Origin of the sequence: Paenibacillus naphthalenovorans (genome assembly GCF_900099895.1) — a bacterium.
Lineage (GTDB): Bacteria > Bacillota > Bacilli > Paenibacillales > NBRC-103111 > Paenibacillus_G > Paenibacillus_G naphthalenovorans.
On sequence record NZ_FNDY01000003.1, the window covers coordinates 230484 to 248469 of the forward strand.

Here is a 17986-nt window from a genome sequence, read left to right on the forward strand (position 1 = left end):
GTTCTATTTGGCGCGCAAAATGTCGGTTTGTCCCGTATTTTCTTGACGGAGAGCCTATTCCAAGGGCATAATGGATTAAAATCAATTTAAGGGAATGGATGGACGGATGGGGATAGAGCAGCTTCTTGAGAAGGCATCCACATATTTAAAAGAGTATGATTTGAACCGGATACGCGAGGCTTACGAGTTTGCCGATCAGGCCCATTACGGGCAGGTGCGCAAATCCGGGGAGCCCTATATTTTGCATCCGCTCGCGGTGGCTGACATTCTCGTCAATATGCAGATGGATACGACTTCGGTGATTGCCGCACTGCTTCATGACGTGGTGGAGGATACGACCGTTTCTTTGGAAGTTGTACATGAGAAGTTCGGCGCGACATGTGCGATGATCGTTGACGGGCTGACCAAGCTGGAGAAGATCAAGTTCAAAAGCAAGGAAGAGCATCAGAATGAAAATTATCGCAAGATGTTCGTCGCCATGGCTCAGGATATTCGCGTCATCTTGATCAAGCTGGCGGACAGGCTGCATAACATGCGTACGCTGAAGCATCAGTCGGAGGAAGCGCAGCGGCGCATTGCCGACGAAACGCTGGAGATTTTTTGCCCGATCGCGCACCGGCTCGGCATATCGGCGATCAAGTGGGAGATGGAAGACATCGCACTGCGCTACTTGAATCCGCAGCAGTACTATCGGATCGTCAACCTGATGCAGAAGAAGAGGGCCGAACGGGAACAATATATCAATGACGTGATTTCCACGGTACGCGACAAACTGCATGAGATGGGGATCGATGGAGATATTTCCGGCCGGCCGAAGCACATCTACAGCATTTATAAAAAAATGACCGTAAAAAACAAGCAGTTCAACGAGATCTACGATTTGCTTGCTCTGCGGATCATCGTGGACAATATTAAGGACTGTTATGCGACGTTAGGCATTATTCATACGCTCTGGAAGCCGATGCCGGGCCGGTTTAAAGACTATATCGCGATGCCGAAGCCGAATATGTACCAGTCGCTGCACACGACGGTCATTGGCCCCAAAGGCGAACCGTTGGAGGTGCAGATCCGTACATTCGAAATGCACCGTACGTCCGAATACGGGGTTGCGGCTCACTGGGCGTATAAGGAGGGCACAAACGTACCGTCGGGCAGCTATGAAGATAAAATGCATTTTATTCGTGAGATTATTGAGCTGCAAAACGAGACGCAGGATGCCCAGGAGTTTGTAGAATCGCTCAAAATGGACTTTTTCTCCGATTTGGTTTTCGTTTTCACGCCGAAAGGGGAAGTCATCGAGCTGCCCGCGGGATCCGTACCGCTGGATTTTGCTTACCGGATCCATACGGAGGTCGGCAACCGGACGATCGGTGCCAAGGTGAACGGAAGAATTGTGCCTCTGGATCATAAGCTTAAAACAGGCGACATTGTGGAAATTCTCACCTCCAAGCATTCGTACGGCCCGAGTCAGGATTGGGTAAAGCTGGCCCAATCGTCTCATGCGCGCTCGAAAATCCGCCAATGGTTTAAGAAGGAGCGGCGTGAGGAAAATGTCTTAAAGGGCCGGGAGATGATCGAACGCGAGTTGAAGCGGCTTGGTTTGGAGCCATCCGCGCTGATGAAAGACGATGAGATGCTGGAGGTTGCCCACAAATTCAACTTCCAGGAAGTAGAGGATATGCTGTCTGCTGTCGGCTTCGGCGGGATTACGGCGGCGCAAATCGTTACGCGCTTGACGGAGAAGATCCGCAAAGAGGCCCAGGAAGCGCAGCAGCAAGCGCTGCTCACCTCCGAAGTCAAGGAGATGAAAGCTCCTGCGGAGAAGGAGCGCAAAGGCCGTCCGACGAACGGAGTTCGGGTCAAGGGCGTGGACAACCTGCTTGTCCGTTTTGCCCGCTGCTGTAATCCGGTTCCGGGCGACAGGATTATCGGATATATTACCCGCGGCCGCGGGGTCTCCGTCCATAGGGATGACTGTACGAATATTCCTTCGCCCGAGTTCAGCGATGAAGGAAACCGCGTGATTGAGGTCGAGTGGGTGGAGGATGTCGAAGCCAACTATAACGTGGAGATTGAAATTACCGGCCATGACCGGCGCGGCTTGCTCAACGAAGTGCTGCAGGTCGTGTCCGAGAGCAAAACGACGATATCCGCCGTATCCGGGCGCTCGGACAAGAACAAGATGGTGATGATCCACATGACGATCCTGATCAAGAACATTGATCATTTGCATTCGGTTGTCGAGAAAATCAAGCGGATCAAGGATGTATACTCGGTTCAGCGCATTATGCAGGCTTGACCCGCGATCTACTACGATAGGAAACGGAGATTGTTGATACATGAGAGTCGTATTGCAGCGCAGCAAGAACGCCGCGGTAACCGTGGACGGCCAAACCGTGGGCAAGATTTCTCACGGGCTGGTGCTGCTCGTCGGAATTGCCGACGGCGATACCGAACAGGATGCCGCCTATATCGCGGAGAAAGTGGCCGGATTGCGTATTTTTGACGATCAGGCCGGCAGGATGAATCTTTCCGTGCTGGAGACGGGAGGGCAGGTGCTTTCGATTTCGCAATTTACCCTTTACGGGGACTGCCGCAAAGGACGCCGCCCGAATTTTATGGGAGCTGCGCGTCCCGAACACGCCGAGCCGCTGTACGACCGGTTTAACGATTTGCTGCGGGAGCGGGGGCTTCAGGTGGAAACGGGACGCTTTGGAGCGAGGATGGACGTATCGCTCGTGAATGACGGGCCGGTGACTTTGATTGTGGAAAGCAGGCAAGCCTAACCGCGCTTTGCCGGGCAGGAAGGATAAGTCCGTAAGGTTTTGGGGAAAATGGGGACATGGCGTAGATGTTGCCGATTCGTATCTAAATAAGGAGCTGACTCCATACCATGTACCGATCTCCAAAAGAACAACGGATGTTATTGCCCGAGCTCCAATTGAGTTTGGGTTCTGGACGTACGGAAGAAGCGGCTGCGCTGCTGCCTTCCGGGCTTGCTGATGGCGAAGCGGGCTCAGCCTTTTCTTCCGTAAGCGAGCAGCTTAAGCGGACCATGCGCAAAACTTCCCGCTAACCCTTCGAAACCGCGGGCGTGTTCCAGAACTAAAGCAAACGAAAAAGGGCTCCGGATGGGGCTTTTGTTTTGTCAATATTTCATCATGGCAGGGGGATGATGGATGAAGATCGAATTTGAACGGATTGGCTTTGAAGGGCAGACGACGGAGATATTCCATATCTGTAAGCTGTTCTTTGATGAAGTCGAGGCGGTATACGAGCCTGCGTCCGATGCGCGGCTGCACATGCTCATCCAGGTGCAAGCGGATACGTCGGACGGGATGATGACGGCCTACGTGCGGATGGTCGACAGAATCGGCCGACAAACCTATGAAAACCGGCACAGCCGGGCGATAAAGTCCGGTGACGAAGGGGTTAAACGTTCCGTGAAGCGGGCCGTCGGCTATGGCCTCCTGAAAGTGCTTGGCGATTATACGGGGATGGAACAGGCCTGGGGGACGCTTACCGGCGTTAGACCTACCAAGCTGATGCACAACATGATGATGACCAAAAGCATCGAGAGCTGCAAGCAGATCCTGCGTGACGAATATTTGGTTTCGGAGGCTAAGTTGGAACTGCTTGCAGGCATTGCCGAACGTCAGCTTAGGGTGATTCCGGATTTGTTCCGTCTGGAACGCGAGGTGAGCATTTATATCGGCATCCCTTTTTGCCCGACCAAATGCGCTTACTGCACTTTTCCGGCTTATGACATCCGGGGCAGCAACGGATCTGTCGAAGCTTTTCTGGAGGGGCTGCACTATGAAATTCGCGAAATGGGACGCTGGATGCGCGAAGCCGGTGTTGCGATCACTACGATATATTGGGGCGGGGGCACTCCGACGAGCATTACCGCCGAGCAGATGGACGCGTTGTTCGTTGCGATGCATGAAGCGTTTCCCGCGATCGATAAAGTGCGTGAACTGACGGTCGAGGCGGGACGTCCCGATACGATTACCGAGGACAAGATCGAGGTGATGAAGCGCTGGAAGGTAAACCGGATCAGTATCAACCCGCAGAGCTTCACCCAGGCGACACTGGACACGATCGGGCGTCATCACACCGTGACAGAAACGATTGACACCTTCAAGCTGGCCCGTAAGCTCGGCATGAACAACATCAATATGGATCTGATTATCGGGCTGCCCAATGAAGGAATGAATGAGCTGCAGCGGACGTTGGATGAAACGGCGAAGCTGATGCCGGAGTCGCTTACGGTGCACACGCTGTCGTTCAAGCGCGCTTCCCGGATGACCAAGAACAAGGACGATTATGAGGTGGCCAAGCGAGACGAGATTACTGAAATGATCCGGGCTGCTTCGGAGTGGACGGAGCGTAACGGTTATAAGCCGTATTACATGTATCGGCAAAAAAATATTCTCGGCAACCAAGAAAATGTAGGTTATTCTTTGGAGGGCTTTGAAAGCTTGTACAATATTTTGATGATGGAAGAGCGGCAGACCATTATCGGGCTTGGCTGCGGAGCGGTAAGCAAGGTGTTGTTTCCCAAGGTAGCACACGAGGACGGCTTCGAGCAGCGTATCGAGCGTTTCCCAAATCCGAAAGAGCCGTCTGTCTATAATCAGGCCTATAAGGAATATATCGGCAAAAAAATTCGACTTTTGAATGAAGCTTACGATGTTGCGGTGAAAAAGATGTAATTTTTTGAAACCATTTGCGCCCGTTTACGTATAAACGCACTGTCTGTCCCCCTATGGCTGACTTCCGAGGCATAATTTGGAACTTACATTTTCTTTATTACATGATTAAGAGGTGTTGTATGGCGGTAAAAGCGAGAATTTCCAATGGCGGCAGCGCAAAAGGATATGTTTTGTTACTGGCGCTGATGGTGTTGATTGCGGCAGGAGCCAGCGGTTTGTATTGGTGGAAATCGGAAAGCACAAAGGCGTACGAAGGCCGTACAGGCGTACCCCAAAAGCTTACTGATGTGAAAACGGTGGAGGTTCCTAAAGACAGTTATGACGTCATTGTGGCCGGCACGGATCCTGAAGGTGTTGCAGCAGCGGTTTCCGCATCCCGCAACGGGTTGAAAACACTGCTTGTCGATGGGCACAACCGGGAAATTCTCGGTGGTTTGATGTCCCTGGGTTGGCTGAACAGCCTTGATATGAATTATGAGCCCGATAAAGGGGTGCTTCATAAAAGAGAGATTTTGAATAAAGGTATTTTCGCAGAGTGGTATGCCAAAATCGAAGGCGATTCTTTTGATGTGATTACGGCGGCAAACGCCTTCAATGAGCTTGTGGCCAATGAGAAGAACGTGGATGTGCTGCTCAAGGTGAAAGAGATGGAGCCGGTAGTCAGCGAGTCGGGATCGACGTCTACCGTCACAGGATTGAAGATCACCTTGGCTGACGGCACCGTCAAAACGGTTCAGACCAAGGCTCTGATCGATGCGACCCAGGATGCGGATATGGCCGCGGCAGCCGGCGTACCTTACACCACGGGCCGGGAGGATTTGGGCGATCAAAAGTCGCGCATGGCCGTTACGCTTGTGTTCCGTTTGAAAAATATCACGCCCGAGGTTTGGCAGAAGATGGCGCAGCGGCTGCAAAACGACAATGATCCCGGAACGGGCATCAACGAAATGAGCGCTTGGGGTTACAAGGATATGAAGGATTACCCGCCGATGAACAAGGAACGGGTCGCGATGCGCGGGCTCAATATCGGCAGGCAGAACGACGGTACGATGCTGATCAACGCATTGCAAATTTTTGGAATCGACGGCACGGATCCGAAATCGAAGGAAGAAGCGTTTCAACTTGGCAAGGAAGAGCTTCCGCATATCGTTGATTATATGAAAAAGAAGTATCCCGAGTTTGCCGGCATCGAGCTGGACGCGACTGCCCCTGAGCTGTATGTTCGTGAGACGAGGCATATTCAGGGAGAATACAGGCTGAGCATCATTGACGTGCTGGAGAACCGCGATCAATGGGACCGGATCGCCTTCGGCTCCTATCCGGTTGATATTCAGCGCATGTCGCCTGCGGATACCGGAGCTGTGGTAACCGTACCGCAGCAGTATGCCGTTCCTTTCCGCAGCATCGTTCCGCTCAAGGTGGACGGATTGCTGGTCGTCGGACGCTCGGCAAGCTTCGATACGCTTCCGCACGGTACGGCCCGCGTGATTCCTGTCGGGATGGCTACCGGTGAAGCAGCGGGAGCCGCAGTGAAGATTGCCAAAGAAAAGGGACTCACGTTCCGGCAAATGGCTGCGAATAAAGATGCGATCACGCTGCTGCAGGAAACGTTGAACAACCAAGGCATGGTGCTTCAGCCTTTCAGCATCAAGCCGCAGCCGTTCATGGAGCACAAAGCGTATGACGGACTGAAGGTTGCGGTTTCGCTGGGGCTTGCTACCGGCGGGTATGATAACAATTTTGCCCTGGACGACAAAAGCAACCAGCAGAGGGTGGCGAATATGCTGGAGGGTATGCGCAAATTCAAGCCGGAGACGCTGTCCGGCAGCCCTTCGGCTGCTTTAGGAAAAGACACGGATCCGAAAAATCTGCCGGTTTCCATCGAGCAAGCGGCATATATGGTTGCTCTGATGCTCAAGGTGGATGCCACCCGGGAAAACGCGGTTGAAGTTCTGCAAAGCAGAGGCTTCCTGAAGCCGGAAACGGTCGAGGCCATTGCGAATAAACAGGAGCTTACGAACGGTGACACTTACTTGATGATCAGGGATGTGTACAATGCCGTAAAGGATTTGAAATAACTTGTCGAATTCGTTCGATACAGAGTTAGTTTTGGCTTGACTTTGGAAATCTTCATGATTAGAATATAACGTAGTCGATTGAGTCATATTCCATGATCCGTTGAAGGGACAAAGTACTTCGAATCTTGCATAGTCAGAGAGGGAAGCCGCGGCTGCAAGCTTCCTTATGCGAATCGGACGAACAGACCTCCCGGAGGACAAGCGGGGAACACCGGAATAAGAGCAGCGGAAAAACGTACCTTGGCTGCAGGAATCTTATTCGGACAGTAGCCGTTCTTGCGCAGGCGGGCGTTATCCGCTGCTGAAGTGTGAATGGAGCTTGTGGGCCAGGCTGCCGTAAGGCCATGCGCCGCAGGATTCGTTCAAATCGTGGGTGGCACCGCGGGAGATCAAACGGTTGGTGAATCTCTCGTCCCTGAATCAAATTCAGGGGCGGGAGTTTTTTATTATAGAAAGGCGTTTTCTTGTGGTCGATAAAGAAAGGAGCGGTCGATAGATGAGTATTCAAAAACCGAAAGGTACGCAAGATCTACTCCCCGGCGAGATCGAGAAATGGCAGTATATCGAGTCCAAGGCCAGAGAGCTGTGTCTGCGTTTCAATTACCGTGAAATCCGTACACCGATTTTTGAGCATACCGAGCTGTTCAAGCGCGGGGTAGGGGAAACGACGGATATTGTCGAAAAAGAAATGTATACGTTTTTGGACAAGGGCGACCGCAGCATCTCGCTTCGTCCTGAAGGAACGGCCGGTGTCGTTCGCTCTTACGTCGAAAATAAGCTTTACGGCGAACCGGATATCAGCAAGCTGTATTATATCGGGCCGATGTTCCGGTATGAACAGCCGCAGGCGGGGCGCTACCGCCAGTTCCACCAGTTCGGCATCGAGGCATTCGGCTCTGTGGATCCCGGGCTGGATGCGGAGGTCATCGCGCTTGGGTTCACCTTTTACAAGGAACTGGGGCTCAAAGACGTGACCGTGGAGATCAACTCCGTCGGCAATCCTGCGGTGAGGGAGGTCTACCGCGAGCACGTGCAGAGATTTTTCGCTCCGGTGAAGGATCAGCTCTGCAAAGATTGCCAATCCCGTTACGACCGCAACCCTATGCGCATTCTCGATTGCAAAATCGATCAAAAGTACTGTGAAGGCGCTCCGACCATTCTGGAGCATCTGGATGAAGAATGTTCGGCGCATTTTCAGGCGGTGCAGGACCATCTCCAGGCGATGGATATCCCGTTCCGCATTAATCCGCGGCTTGTCAGAGGATTGGATTACTATACGCATACTGCCTTTGAATACAAAGCGGCGGGGATCGGCGCGATCGATACGATCGGAGGAGGAGGCCGTTACAACGGTCTCGTGGGACAGGTCGGCGGAAGCGACCAGCCTGGCGTGGGGTTGGGTCTCGGGATAGAGCGCATCCTGCTTGTGCTGCAGGCGCAGGGGATTGACATTCCGGCGGCGAAACCGCTGGACGTGTATGTCATCGGCCTGGGCGATGCGGCGGAGAAGGAGTGTGTCAGGCTTCTGCAAAGCTTGCGCCTTGCCGGTCTGGCGGCGGAGAAGGATTACCTCGGCCGCAAGATCAAGGCGAAGATGAAATCGGCCGACCGGTATCATGCGACCTATGTAGCCATTCTGGGAGACGACGAGCTTGCACGCGGTGAAATCACCGTGAAGACGATGGCTACCGGAGAACAGGAAACGCTGCCGCTTTCCAGCTTTGTTCAAACGCTGCAGAGCCGGATTCGATCATAGTTGCATCAGCTTATTTTTTATTAAACTTGGAGGTAGAAATCAACATGACCCAGATGTTAAAAACGCATCATTGCGGAACATTGAGCAAGGCAAACGTCGGAGAGACGGTCATTCTGAACGGTTGGGTGCAGCGCCGCCGCGATTTGGGCGGCGTGCTCTTCATCGACCTGCGCGACCGCAGCGGTATCGTGCAAATCGTGTTCAATCCTGCTTTTTCAGGAGATGCCTTGGCTGTGGCCGACCGTGTGCGCAACGAATATGTTTTGGCGGTTCGCGGGAAAGTCGTCGAGCGGGATGCAGAGACGGTGAATCCGAATATTCCGACAGGCGAGATCGAAGTGCAGATTACGGAGATCGAGATTATGAATGCGGCCAAAAATCCTCCGTTCTTCATCGAAGACGGCATCGAAATCGATGAATCGCTGCGTCTCAAATACCGTTATCTGGATCTGCGCCGTCCGGAAATGCAGCGCACCTTAATGCTCCGTTCCAAGGCGGCCAAGGTATTCCGCGACTTCCTTGACGAGAATGGGTTTATTGACGTCGAAACGCCGATATTGACGAAGAGCACGCCGGAAGGAGCGCGTGACTATCTTGTGCCAAGCCGCGTTCATCCGGGAGAATTTTTCGCGCTGCCGCAGTCGCCGCAAATTTTCAAGCAGCTGCTGATGGTCGGCGGCTTGGAGCGTTATTATCAGATCGCACGCTGCTTCCGCGACGAAGACCTGCGCGCCGACCGCCAGCCGGAATTTACGCAGGTGGACATCGAGACGTCCTTCTTGTCGCAGGATCAACTGCTTGAACTGATGGAGCAGCTGATTGTAAGGCTGTTCCGCGAAACGGCCGGCGTGGAAATTCCCGCTCCGTTCCAGCGCATCAGCTATGCGGACGCGATCGGCAAGTACGGCTCCGACAAGCCCGATCTCCGTTTCGGACTTGAGCTGAAGGACGTGTCTGACATTGTTGCCGATTCGGGCGTTCAGGTCTTCGCGAGCGTCATCAAGAAGGGCGGCCAGGTGAAGGCGCTGAACGCTAAGGGATGCGCAACATGGAGCCGCAAGGAGATCGACGATCTGGGTGTGTTTGCGGCCCGCTACGGTGCCAAGGGTCTTGCCTGGATGACGTACAAGGAAGGCGAGCTGAAAGGGCCGATCGTTAAGTTTTTCAGCGAGCAGGAGCTTGAAGCCCTGAAGGAACGTCTGGAAGCCGAAGAAGGAGACCTGCTGCTGTTCTCCGCCGATACGAAGAAAGTAGTCGCGGATGTGCTGGGCAACCTGCGTCTCAAAATCGGACGCCAGCTTGGGCTGATCGACGACAGCCAGTTCAAATTCGCTTGGGTCGTTGATTTCCCTCTGCTCAGCTATGACGAAGAAGAGAAGCGCTATGTGGCCGAGCACCATCCGTTTACACGTCCGAAGGAAGAGGATCTGCACTATTTCGATACGGACCCGGGCCAAATTCGCGCTCAAGCCTATGACCTCGTGCTGAACGGCTACGAAGTGGGCGGCGGCTCCATGCGGATCTATCAAAGGGAAGTGCAGGAGAAAATGTTCGCGGCTCTGGGCTTTTCCAAAGAAGACGCTCAAGAAAAATTCGGCTTCCTGCTGGAGGCTTTCGAGTACGGCACACCGCCGCACGGGGGGATCGCCTTCGGTTTCGACCGCCTGGTTATGCTGATTGCCGGACGCAGCAACCTGCGTGAGACCATCGCATTCCCGAAAACAGCCAGCGCGACGGATCTGCTGACCGATGCGCCGGGAGCGGTGGACGACAAGCAATTGGAGCAGCTTTCGATACGATTGGCGTTAAAGCCGCCGACGAACAAATAAACGAATTGGAAAAGGAGTGTGAGCTTCCCTCATGCTGCACCAATTTTCCCGAACGGAGCTCGCTATCGGTCCGGAAGGGCTTGAGGTCATGAAGAACAGTACGGTAGCGGTACTGGGTATCGGAGGCGTCGGTTCGATCGCCGCCGAAGCGTTGGCCCGCACCGGCATTGGCCGGGTCGTGATGATCGACAAGGATGTCGTCGATATCACAAACATCAACCGCCAAATTCACGCGCTGATGTCGACCGTTGGCCAGCCGAAGGCGGAGCTGATGAGAGACCGTATTCTTCAGATCAATCCGGAATGCGATGCTGTCGCTCTGCGCATGTTTTACACAGAAGAAACATATGAGAAGTTATTTGAGTACCCGCTTGATTATGTGATTGACGCATCGGATACGATCAGCTATAAGATTCATTTGATCAAACAGTGCTTGCAGCGCAAGATTCCGATCATTTCCAGTATGGGCGCAGCCAACAAGATGGACCCGACCCGCTTTCAGGTGGCCGACATCTCCAAGACCTCCGTCGATCCGCTTGCCCGTGTCATCCGGCACAAGCTGCGCAAGGAAGGCATCAAGAGAGGTGTGAAGGTGGTTTTCTCTACGGAGGAGCCGGTGAAGCCGAGAGTGGACGTGACTCAAAAAATCGTTCCGGAGAATGCGCCGGATATCCGCAAAGCCAAGCAGCCTCCGGCCAGCAATTCCTTTGTGCCGCCCGTTGTCGGACTGATCATGGTGAGTGTCGTGGTGAAGGAACTGCTGGAGAAAGCCGGCATCAAGTAAAACATCGCTCGACTGAAAAAGCAACCTTGAGCCTAACAAACTCAGGGCTGCTTTTTTTGCAATATTTGGAATGCGATAAACAAGGCGGCATCGGTTTGCGCCGCGCGTCGCGGGCGTGACGGTCTGGCGGGTGTGCTCATGAGAGGGATTTTTGATATAATAAACAGCAAACGGTAAAGTTTGAATTTATCGATGCGATAAGGCAAATGAAGCTAAGAGGTTGTGTTGTGAATGGATATGGATTTGTTTACGATGGCGGCCGAACAAAATTCGTCCGGCAAGCTGCTTGCCGACCGGATGCGTCCGGTGACGTTAGAGGAATATATCGGACAGGAGCATATCGTAGGACCGGGCAAACTGCTCCGCCGAGCGATCGAGGCCGATCAAGTGACTTCCATTCTGCTCTACGGTCCGCCCGGGACGGGAAAAACGACACTTGCCCATATTATTTCCCGCCGTACCTCCGGCATCTTCGTCAAGCTGAACGCAGTGGATGCCAGTGTCAAAGATGTCCGTGAAGTGATCGATCAGGCCAAGCGTAATCGGTCATTGTACGGCAAAAAAACGATTCTGTTTTTGGACGAGGTGCACCGCTTTAATACCTCCCGCCAGGATGCTCTGCTGCCTGCGGTAGAACAAGGGATCATCATTTTCATCGGAGCAACGACGGAAAACCCGTTTCATCATGTGAACGGTGCGCTGCTGTCCCGTTCGACGCTGTTTCAATTGCAGCCGCTCACGCATGAGCATTCCCTTATTGCGATGAGGAGGGCGCTGTCCGACAAGGAGCGCGGACTCGGATATATGTCCATCGAAGCAGAGGAAGGGGCGCTGGAGCACCTGTCGAAGATGGCGGGCGGTGACATTCGGCGGGCGCTGAATGCCTTGGAGCTTGCTGCGCTGACGACGCCGCCTGATCAGGAGGGTAAGGTTCGAATTACGCTGGCGGTGGCGGAGGAGTCGATTCGCCGGCCTACCATTAAAGCGGACGAGTCTACGCAGTATGATGTGCTGTCGGCGTTTCACAAAAGCTTGCGGGGATCCAGCGACGCAGCGCTGTTCTGGTTTATGTATGCAGTGGAGAAGCTCGGGATGGACCCGATGACGTTTTTGCGGCGTCTCATCGTCATGTGCAGCGAGGATATCGGCCTTGCAAACCCCCAGGCCATGGTCCAGGCGGTGACGGCGATGGACGCCTACCATAAAATCGGGTGGCCGGAGTCGAAATATGTGATTGCCCAAGCCATCCTGTTTGCGGTAGAAAGTCCGAAATCCAATGCCATTCCCTTAGCGCTGTCCAAGGTAACGGAGGCTATGGAAAGGTTGAGGTCCGCTGAAGTACCGCTGCATTTGCGGGACACGCATTATCAAGGGGCGGAGCAGCTCGGACACAAAGGCTACCTGTACCCGCATGATTATCCGGGGCATTATGTGGAGCAGCAGTATTTGCCGGGTCCGATAAAACACGAGCGTTTTTATATAGCCACCGGTCAGGGAACGGAAGATAAAATCCGGCAAAACCAAGAAAAGCGCCGGTCCTCCAACTCCAAACGAAATGAGTGAATAACATGAAACGAAAACGGCTTATCGCAATGATCTTGATTTTATCCGCTGTTACCGTGGTTGTTTCGGCATGCGGGAGCAAGCCGGAGCAAGTCCAGACACCAAGCGGACACCAGGGGCATGAGCATACGGCAGTTGGCGATATTCAAGAAAAAACGGCTTCGGCCGATATCCTGCCCTCTTTTTTGGACAACCAGCAAGAAGAGATACGTCTCGTGTATCAAGCGGCGGGGAAAGCGACGGACATTCTCCAATGGATGCCCTGCTACTGCGGCTGCGGTGAGAGTGCGGGACACGTCAGCAACCTGAATTGCTTCATTCAAAAAGAAAATGAAGACGGCTCCGTCGTGTGGGATGATCACGGCACGAGATGCGGTGTCTGCCTGCAGATCGCCGTTCAGTCCATCAAGATGACTCAGGAGGGCAAGTCTCTGCCGGAAATCCGTAAAGCCATCGATCAGGCTTACATGAAAGGCTTTGCGAAACCGACCCCGACGCCGATGCCGATATAACCGCATAGAGTATGAATCGTCCGGCTAACATGTGAACTTAAATAGCTGTAAGCGGGTCTAGTTGCAGTAAAAAATTGCAGTGCCAAAATGAATCAAGCCTCCTGTCCATTCGCGAACAGGAGGCTTTGTTTGCTAGCGGAGCGGAAGTCTATGTGCTATTAATGCGGCTGCTCCATTGGGACATTCACTTGGAAAGTAACCCCGAATTTGTCCTTTATGATTCCGTACATAGGGCTCCAATCCGTCTTCTGAAGGGACATGACGACTTGTCCACCGTCTTCCAAAGCGGCGAAGATTTCTCTCGCTCTTGCCTCTTCTCTGGGATGGATGGCAATCTGAACCGTATCGCCTGGCTGATAAGGCATGCCTGGGAACGTATCGGAGAACATGAGATCCGAGTCGCCGACTTTCAAGTGCGCATGCATAACGCGATCCTTCATGTCATCCGTCAACGGATGATTCGGGTCTGCCGGCATATCTCCGAACGTCATGATGCCTATCACTTTCCCACCCAGCGCTTTCTCGTAAAAATGGACCGCTTCTTTCGTGTTGCCGTCAAAAATCAAATACGGGTTCAAACTGATTGACATTGTTTAACAGCCCCTTTGGAATAATTTAAACAACCAAACTCGCAAAAGTTTTTTAATCTTCTTTTTTTGCAGTTTCCACATATTTTTTGAAATTGTCTAAAATCGCCTGCCATCCGGCTTGTTGCATCTCGATGGCGTTGGTCTCTTCCGCCTCGAACAATTCGATGATTTGCGTGTCGTTGTCTTGGCGAATAAATGCGACCTTCACTTTCCTGCCGTCGGCGATCGTATAGGAGATGCTCTCGTTAATGCTCACCTCGTCGTATACTCCGCCGAAATCAAATCCAAAGCTGCCGTCTTTGGCTTCCATTCTTGAGACGAATTTACCGCCGACCTTTAGATCATTCTCGGCGTAAGGGGTGTGCCAGTCATCGGAAGCCTTATTCCATTGCATGATATGCTTCGGTTCCGTCCAATATTTCCATACGCTTTCGACGGGACAATGAACGATCGTTTCTACTGTTATCGTTACTGGATTACCTGTTCCCATAGTTTAACCTCCTTATGAACAATTTACTACACTTATATTAGCATGTAAGTGGCAGCTAGTTTTCTTTTCGATTGCTATTGTACACAGGTACATAAGTAGTACTGTCCCATAAAAGATGTGTCACATCTATGAAGATCCAGTAAGAGGATTTACTGTCGGCCGGTCGGTTGTCATTTAATAAACTCCACTGCCGGACGTTTTTTTGTTCCGGCACCAGCTCGTCCGATGGAATAAGCTATGGCGATTTTTCGTTCTAGTCTGACGGTGGATTGTATAGTGTATTAATGTATTTGTGAAATATGATTCTGGCGAAAGCCGTCGAGCGGTTTGAAGCAATTGTAAATCCAAGGGAGGTGCGCCTGTTCGCCTGAAGCGGGTGGGTAGGTAAAAGCCATTGAGTAGCGATCCGTTGACGTTGATTTTAAACGTTAGTTTTGTTCTGTTGCTGTTGTGTCTGAACGGTTTTTTCGTTGCTGCCGAATTTGCGATGGTAAAGACGTCCCGGAGCCGGATCGAAACGTTGGCGGAGAAAGGCCCGGAGAGGGCCCGATGGTCGAAGTCCGTCATGGGAAACCTCGACGCCTATTTAACCGCTTGCCAGCTGGGCATTACGTTGACCTCACTCGGGCTCGGATGGGTAGGGGGATTTGTTGTCGCAAAATGGCTGGTACTGGCTTTGGGGCCGCTGCAGCTGCCGGATGCCGTTGTACAGACGATAGCCTTCGTCGCCGCGTTCACACTCATCACCGTACTGCATATCGCCCTTGGAGAGCAGTTGCCCAAATCGTATGCTATCCGCAGGTCCGAGCAGGTGACGCTCTATGCTTCGATTCCCTTGGCAGGCTTTTACAAGCTGATGTACCCGTTCATCTGGTTTATCAATGGGTTCTCCCATGCGCTGCTTCGTCTGGCCGGAATCGAACCTCATGCGGAGCGCCCGTCGGCTCATACGGAAGAGGAGATTCGCGTTATGATGAAGGAGAGCAACCGGAGCGGATTTATTGATAGCACGGAATTGACGCTGGTGGACAATATTTTCGATTTCTCGGAGACGAATGCAAGAGAAATCATGATTCCCCGGACGGAAATGATATGTCTATATGCAAATCGAACTTATGAAGAAAATAAAATGATCGCTATCAACGAAATGCATACGCGCTATCCGGTATGCGACCCGGATAAAGATAATATTATCGGTTTCGTACATATTAAAGACTTGTTGAAATTGCCGGAGACCGCGGAAGATATGCAGGTGATCATAAGAGAAATAATCAAAGTGCCCGAATCGATGCAAATCAGCGCATTGCTTAAATTAATGCAGAAGAAAAAGACGCAGATGGTCCTGTTGATCGATGAATATGGAGGAACATCCGGTCTTGTCACCTTTGAGGATATTATCGAAGAAATCGTCGGGGAGGTCCAGGATGAATTTGACGAGGAGCGGCCAAAGATGGAGTGGAGGGATGCAGCAACCTGTTCCATCGACGGGCGTATGCTCCTCGAGGAGGTGAACAGCTACTTTGGAATCCGGATCGAAACGGATGACTATGATACGATCGGCGGATGGATTTACTCTCAGGTGGAGATGCCCCCGCAGAAGCATCAGCAGCTGACTTGGAATGATGAATACGATTTTATTATAGATGAAATCGACCATTTGCGGATTTCGAGAATATTGGTGAAACGAAAGGCATCGGATGTCGGCCCCGATCCGTCCGCACATGAAGGATGAGCCCGAGGCGGATAAACAAAGAAGTTATGTTCATGAAGGCGAACATAACTTCTTTGTTGACGTTACAGCATTTTTAAGTGTTCAAGAGAGCGTTAAAAGGAATTTTTCTTTTACAGATTATTGTATGATTTTATCGATGGTTGCGCCGCCCAGACACTCGTCACCGTCGTAGAAGACGACCGCCTGGCCCGGTGTGATGGCCTTTTGCGGCTGGTCGAACACGACCTCGCAGGCGCCGCCTTCACCGAAATGAACGGTGACGTCCTGATCCGGCTGCCGATAGCGGAATTTCGCTGTACAGCGAAGCGGTTCCTTCGGCGCCTCTCCCTTGATCCAGGTCAAATCGGTAGCCTGGAGACCCGTTGAATAGAGGGCAGGGTGTTTTTCTCCTTGAACGACATATAAAATGTTGTTCTCAAGGTCTTTGCCGGCGACAAACCATGGTTCTCCGCTGCCCGAGCCTCCGATGCCGAGTCCTTGACGCTGGCCCATCGTGTAGTACATGAGGCCGTCATGACGGCCTTTGATCTCGCCTTCGAGCGTTCTCATCTCGCCGGGCTTGGCCGGAAGATAGCTGCTGAGAAACGCCTTGAAGTTGCGTTCGCCGATGAAGCATACCCCGGTGCTGTCCTTTTTCTTGGCCGTAGCCAATCCGGCCTTCTCTGCGATCGCGCGTACTTCAGGCTTCGGCAGATGGCCGATCGGAAACATTGCCTTGGAAAGCTGGTATTGATCCAAAGCATGGAGAAAATAGGTTTGATCCTTGTTCGAATCCAACCCGCGAAGCAGCCTGTACGCTCCGTCCCGGTGCTCCACACGGGCATAATGCCCGGTTGCGATATAATCTGCGCCGAGCTCCAGCGCTTTGTTCAAAAATTCCCCGAATTTGATTTCCCGGTTGCACATGACGTCCGGATTCGGGGTGCGGCCTTTGCGATATTCGTCCAAAAAGTATGTGAATACCTTATCCATGTATTGTTTTTCAAAATTTACCGTATAATAGGGAATACCGATTTGGTCGCAAACGCGCCTTACATCTTCCGCATCGTCCTCTGCGGTACAGTGGCCGAATTCGTCCGTATCGTCCCAATTTTTCATGAAAACGCCGATAACCTCATAGCCTTGTTCCTTAAGAAGGAGCGCCGAAACCGAAGAATCGACGCCTCCGGACATGCCGAGGACGACGCGTGCTTTTTTCGTCATATGTCTCATACCCCACTTTCCTTGACTGGCATTCTTGTATTATACATCGAATTGCAAAAAGAATAAAATTTTTCATTAATATGTCACGGTTTTTCTCCCATAATACATGGTTTTATGTTACGATAGAATCGATGCAAAATGCTTATTTAACTGAAAATTGTTTTATTGCATTTATTTCAAAGATGCCAGACTGTTAATAGAGGCAGTTTGGATTGGTACACAACGACAGAAAGCTGATCAACCAGATCAAATCTATACTTTCTGATGTCATAAACGAGGTGCTCGATTTGAAGATATCCACTAAAGGCCGCTACGGGCTTACAATCATGATGGAGTTGGCCACGAAGTTCGGAGAAGGCCCTACCTCTTTAAAAAGCATCGCGGAGAAGCACCAGCTTTCCGAGCATTATTTGGAGCAATTGATCGCACCGCTTAGGAATGCGGGGCTGGTCAAGAGCATTCGCGGGGCTTATGGAGGATATATATTATCCAAATCGCCGGAGGAAATCTCTTCCGGAGATATCATCCGGGTGCTGGAAGGACCGATCAGTCCGGTTGATTTCACAGAAGAGGACGATCCTGCAAAGCGAAACTTATGGATTAGAATCCGCGACGGTATTGCACATGTGCTTGATTCCACCACGCTCGCCGATCTGATCTCCTACAAGGAAGAAGGCAGCCAGAACGACAGCTACATGTTTTATATTTAGCCTCAGCAGATTTTTCCTCCGATC

Annotated in this window: 15 protein-coding genes; 12 read left to right on the forward strand and 3 right to left on the reverse strand. The window is 52.0% G+C overall.

Annotated elements, in window-relative coordinates:
* Positions 1–106 precede the first annotated feature (106 nt).
* From BLT35_RS05015 to BLT35_RS05060, 10 genes are all read left to right on the forward strand, one after another.
* The gene (locus BLT35_RS05015; RefSeq protein WP_062409223.1) at positions 107–2299 is read left to right on the forward strand and encodes a RelA/SpoT family protein; all 2193 of its coding nucleotides are present in this window, start codon (positions 107–109) and stop codon (positions 2297–2299) included.
* 40 nt (positions 2300–2339) lie between these two features.
* The gene (gene dtd, locus BLT35_RS05020) at positions 2340–2786 is read left to right on the forward strand and encodes a D-aminoacyl-tRNA deacylase (protein WP_062409222.1); all 447 of its coding nucleotides are present in this window, start codon (positions 2340–2342) and stop codon (positions 2784–2786) included.
* Positions 2787–2941: 155 nt separating this feature from the next.
* A complete protein-coding gene (locus BLT35_RS27770) occupies positions 2942–3076 on the forward strand; it encodes a hypothetical protein (RefSeq protein ID WP_256846966.1) in 135 nt (44 codons plus the stop codon).
* Positions 3077–3179: 103 nt separating this feature from the next.
* Positions 3180–4715, forward strand: coding sequence for a coproporphyrinogen III oxidase (locus BLT35_RS05030; protein ID WP_074727176.1), 1536 nt, complete (start codon positions 3180–3182; stop codon positions 4713–4715).
* Positions 4716–4834: 119 nt separating this feature from the next.
* The gene (locus BLT35_RS05035; protein WP_062409220.1) at positions 4835–6793 is read left to right on the forward strand and encodes an FAD-dependent oxidoreductase; all 1959 of its coding nucleotides are present in this window, start codon (positions 4835–4837) and stop codon (positions 6791–6793) included.
* Positions 6794–7289: 496 nt separating this feature from the next.
* Positions 7290–8549 carry a histidine--tRNA ligase gene (gene hisS / locus BLT35_RS05040; RefSeq protein ID WP_074727177.1) on the forward strand — a complete coding sequence of 420 codons (1260 nt, stop codon included), beginning with the start codon at positions 7290–7292 and terminating at the stop codon, positions 8547–8549.
* Positions 8550–8593: 44 nt separating this feature from the next.
* Positions 8594–10378, forward strand: coding sequence for an aspartate--tRNA ligase (gene aspS / locus BLT35_RS05045; RefSeq protein WP_062409218.1), 1785 nt, complete (start codon positions 8594–8596; stop codon positions 10376–10378).
* Between the two features lie 31 nt (positions 10379–10409).
* A complete protein-coding gene (locus BLT35_RS05050; protein WP_074727178.1) occupies positions 10410–11162 on the forward strand; it encodes a tRNA threonylcarbamoyladenosine dehydratase in 753 nt (250 codons plus the stop codon).
* A gap of 237 nt (positions 11163–11399) precedes the next feature.
* Positions 11400–12725: a replication-associated recombination protein A gene (locus tag BLT35_RS05055; RefSeq protein WP_083351199.1), complete on the forward strand. Its 1326-nt coding sequence runs from the start codon at positions 11400–11402 to the stop codon at positions 12723–12725.
* A gap of 5 nt (positions 12726–12730) precedes the next feature.
* Positions 12731–13237, forward strand: a complete 507-nt coding sequence (locus tag BLT35_RS05060) for a PCYCGC motif-containing (lipo)protein (protein WP_074727180.1) — start codon at positions 12731–12733, stop codon at positions 13235–13237.
* Between the two features lie 158 nt (positions 13238–13395).
* Here BLT35_RS05060 and BLT35_RS05065 read toward each other — a convergent pair whose 3' ends face one another.
* Positions 13396–13827 (reverse strand): VOC family protein, encoded by a 432-nt coding sequence (locus tag BLT35_RS05065; RefSeq protein WP_074727181.1) that lies wholly within the window; start codon positions 13825–13827, stop codon positions 13396–13398.
* Positions 13828–13879: 52 nt separating this feature from the next.
* Complete coding sequence (locus BLT35_RS05070) at positions 13880–14317, reverse strand: SRPBCC family protein (protein ID WP_054819006.1); 438 nt, start codon at positions 14315–14317, stop codon at positions 13880–13882.
* A 394-nt stretch (positions 14318–14711) separates the two neighbouring features.
* Between BLT35_RS05070 and BLT35_RS05075 the strand changes: the two genes are divergently transcribed.
* Entirely contained in the window at positions 14712–16049 is a 1338-nt protein-coding gene (locus BLT35_RS05075; RefSeq protein ID WP_302848184.1) for a hemolysin family protein, read from the forward strand.
* 117 nt (positions 16050–16166) lie between these two features.
* Here BLT35_RS05075 and mnmA read toward each other — a convergent pair whose 3' ends face one another.
* Positions 16167–17252: a tRNA 2-thiouridine(34) synthase MnmA gene (mnmA, locus tag BLT35_RS05080; RefSeq protein WP_137670132.1), complete on the reverse strand. Its 1086-nt coding sequence runs from the start codon at positions 17250–17252 to the stop codon at positions 16167–16169.
* 287 nt (positions 17253–17539) lie between these two features.
* On the opposite strand from mnmA, the gene cymR reads away from it, so the two are divergent.
* Positions 17540–17962, forward strand: a complete 423-nt coding sequence (gene cymR, locus BLT35_RS05085) for a cysteine metabolism transcriptional regulator CymR (RefSeq protein WP_054819017.1) — start codon at positions 17540–17542, stop codon at positions 17960–17962.
* Positions 17963–17986: the final 24 nt, after the last annotated feature.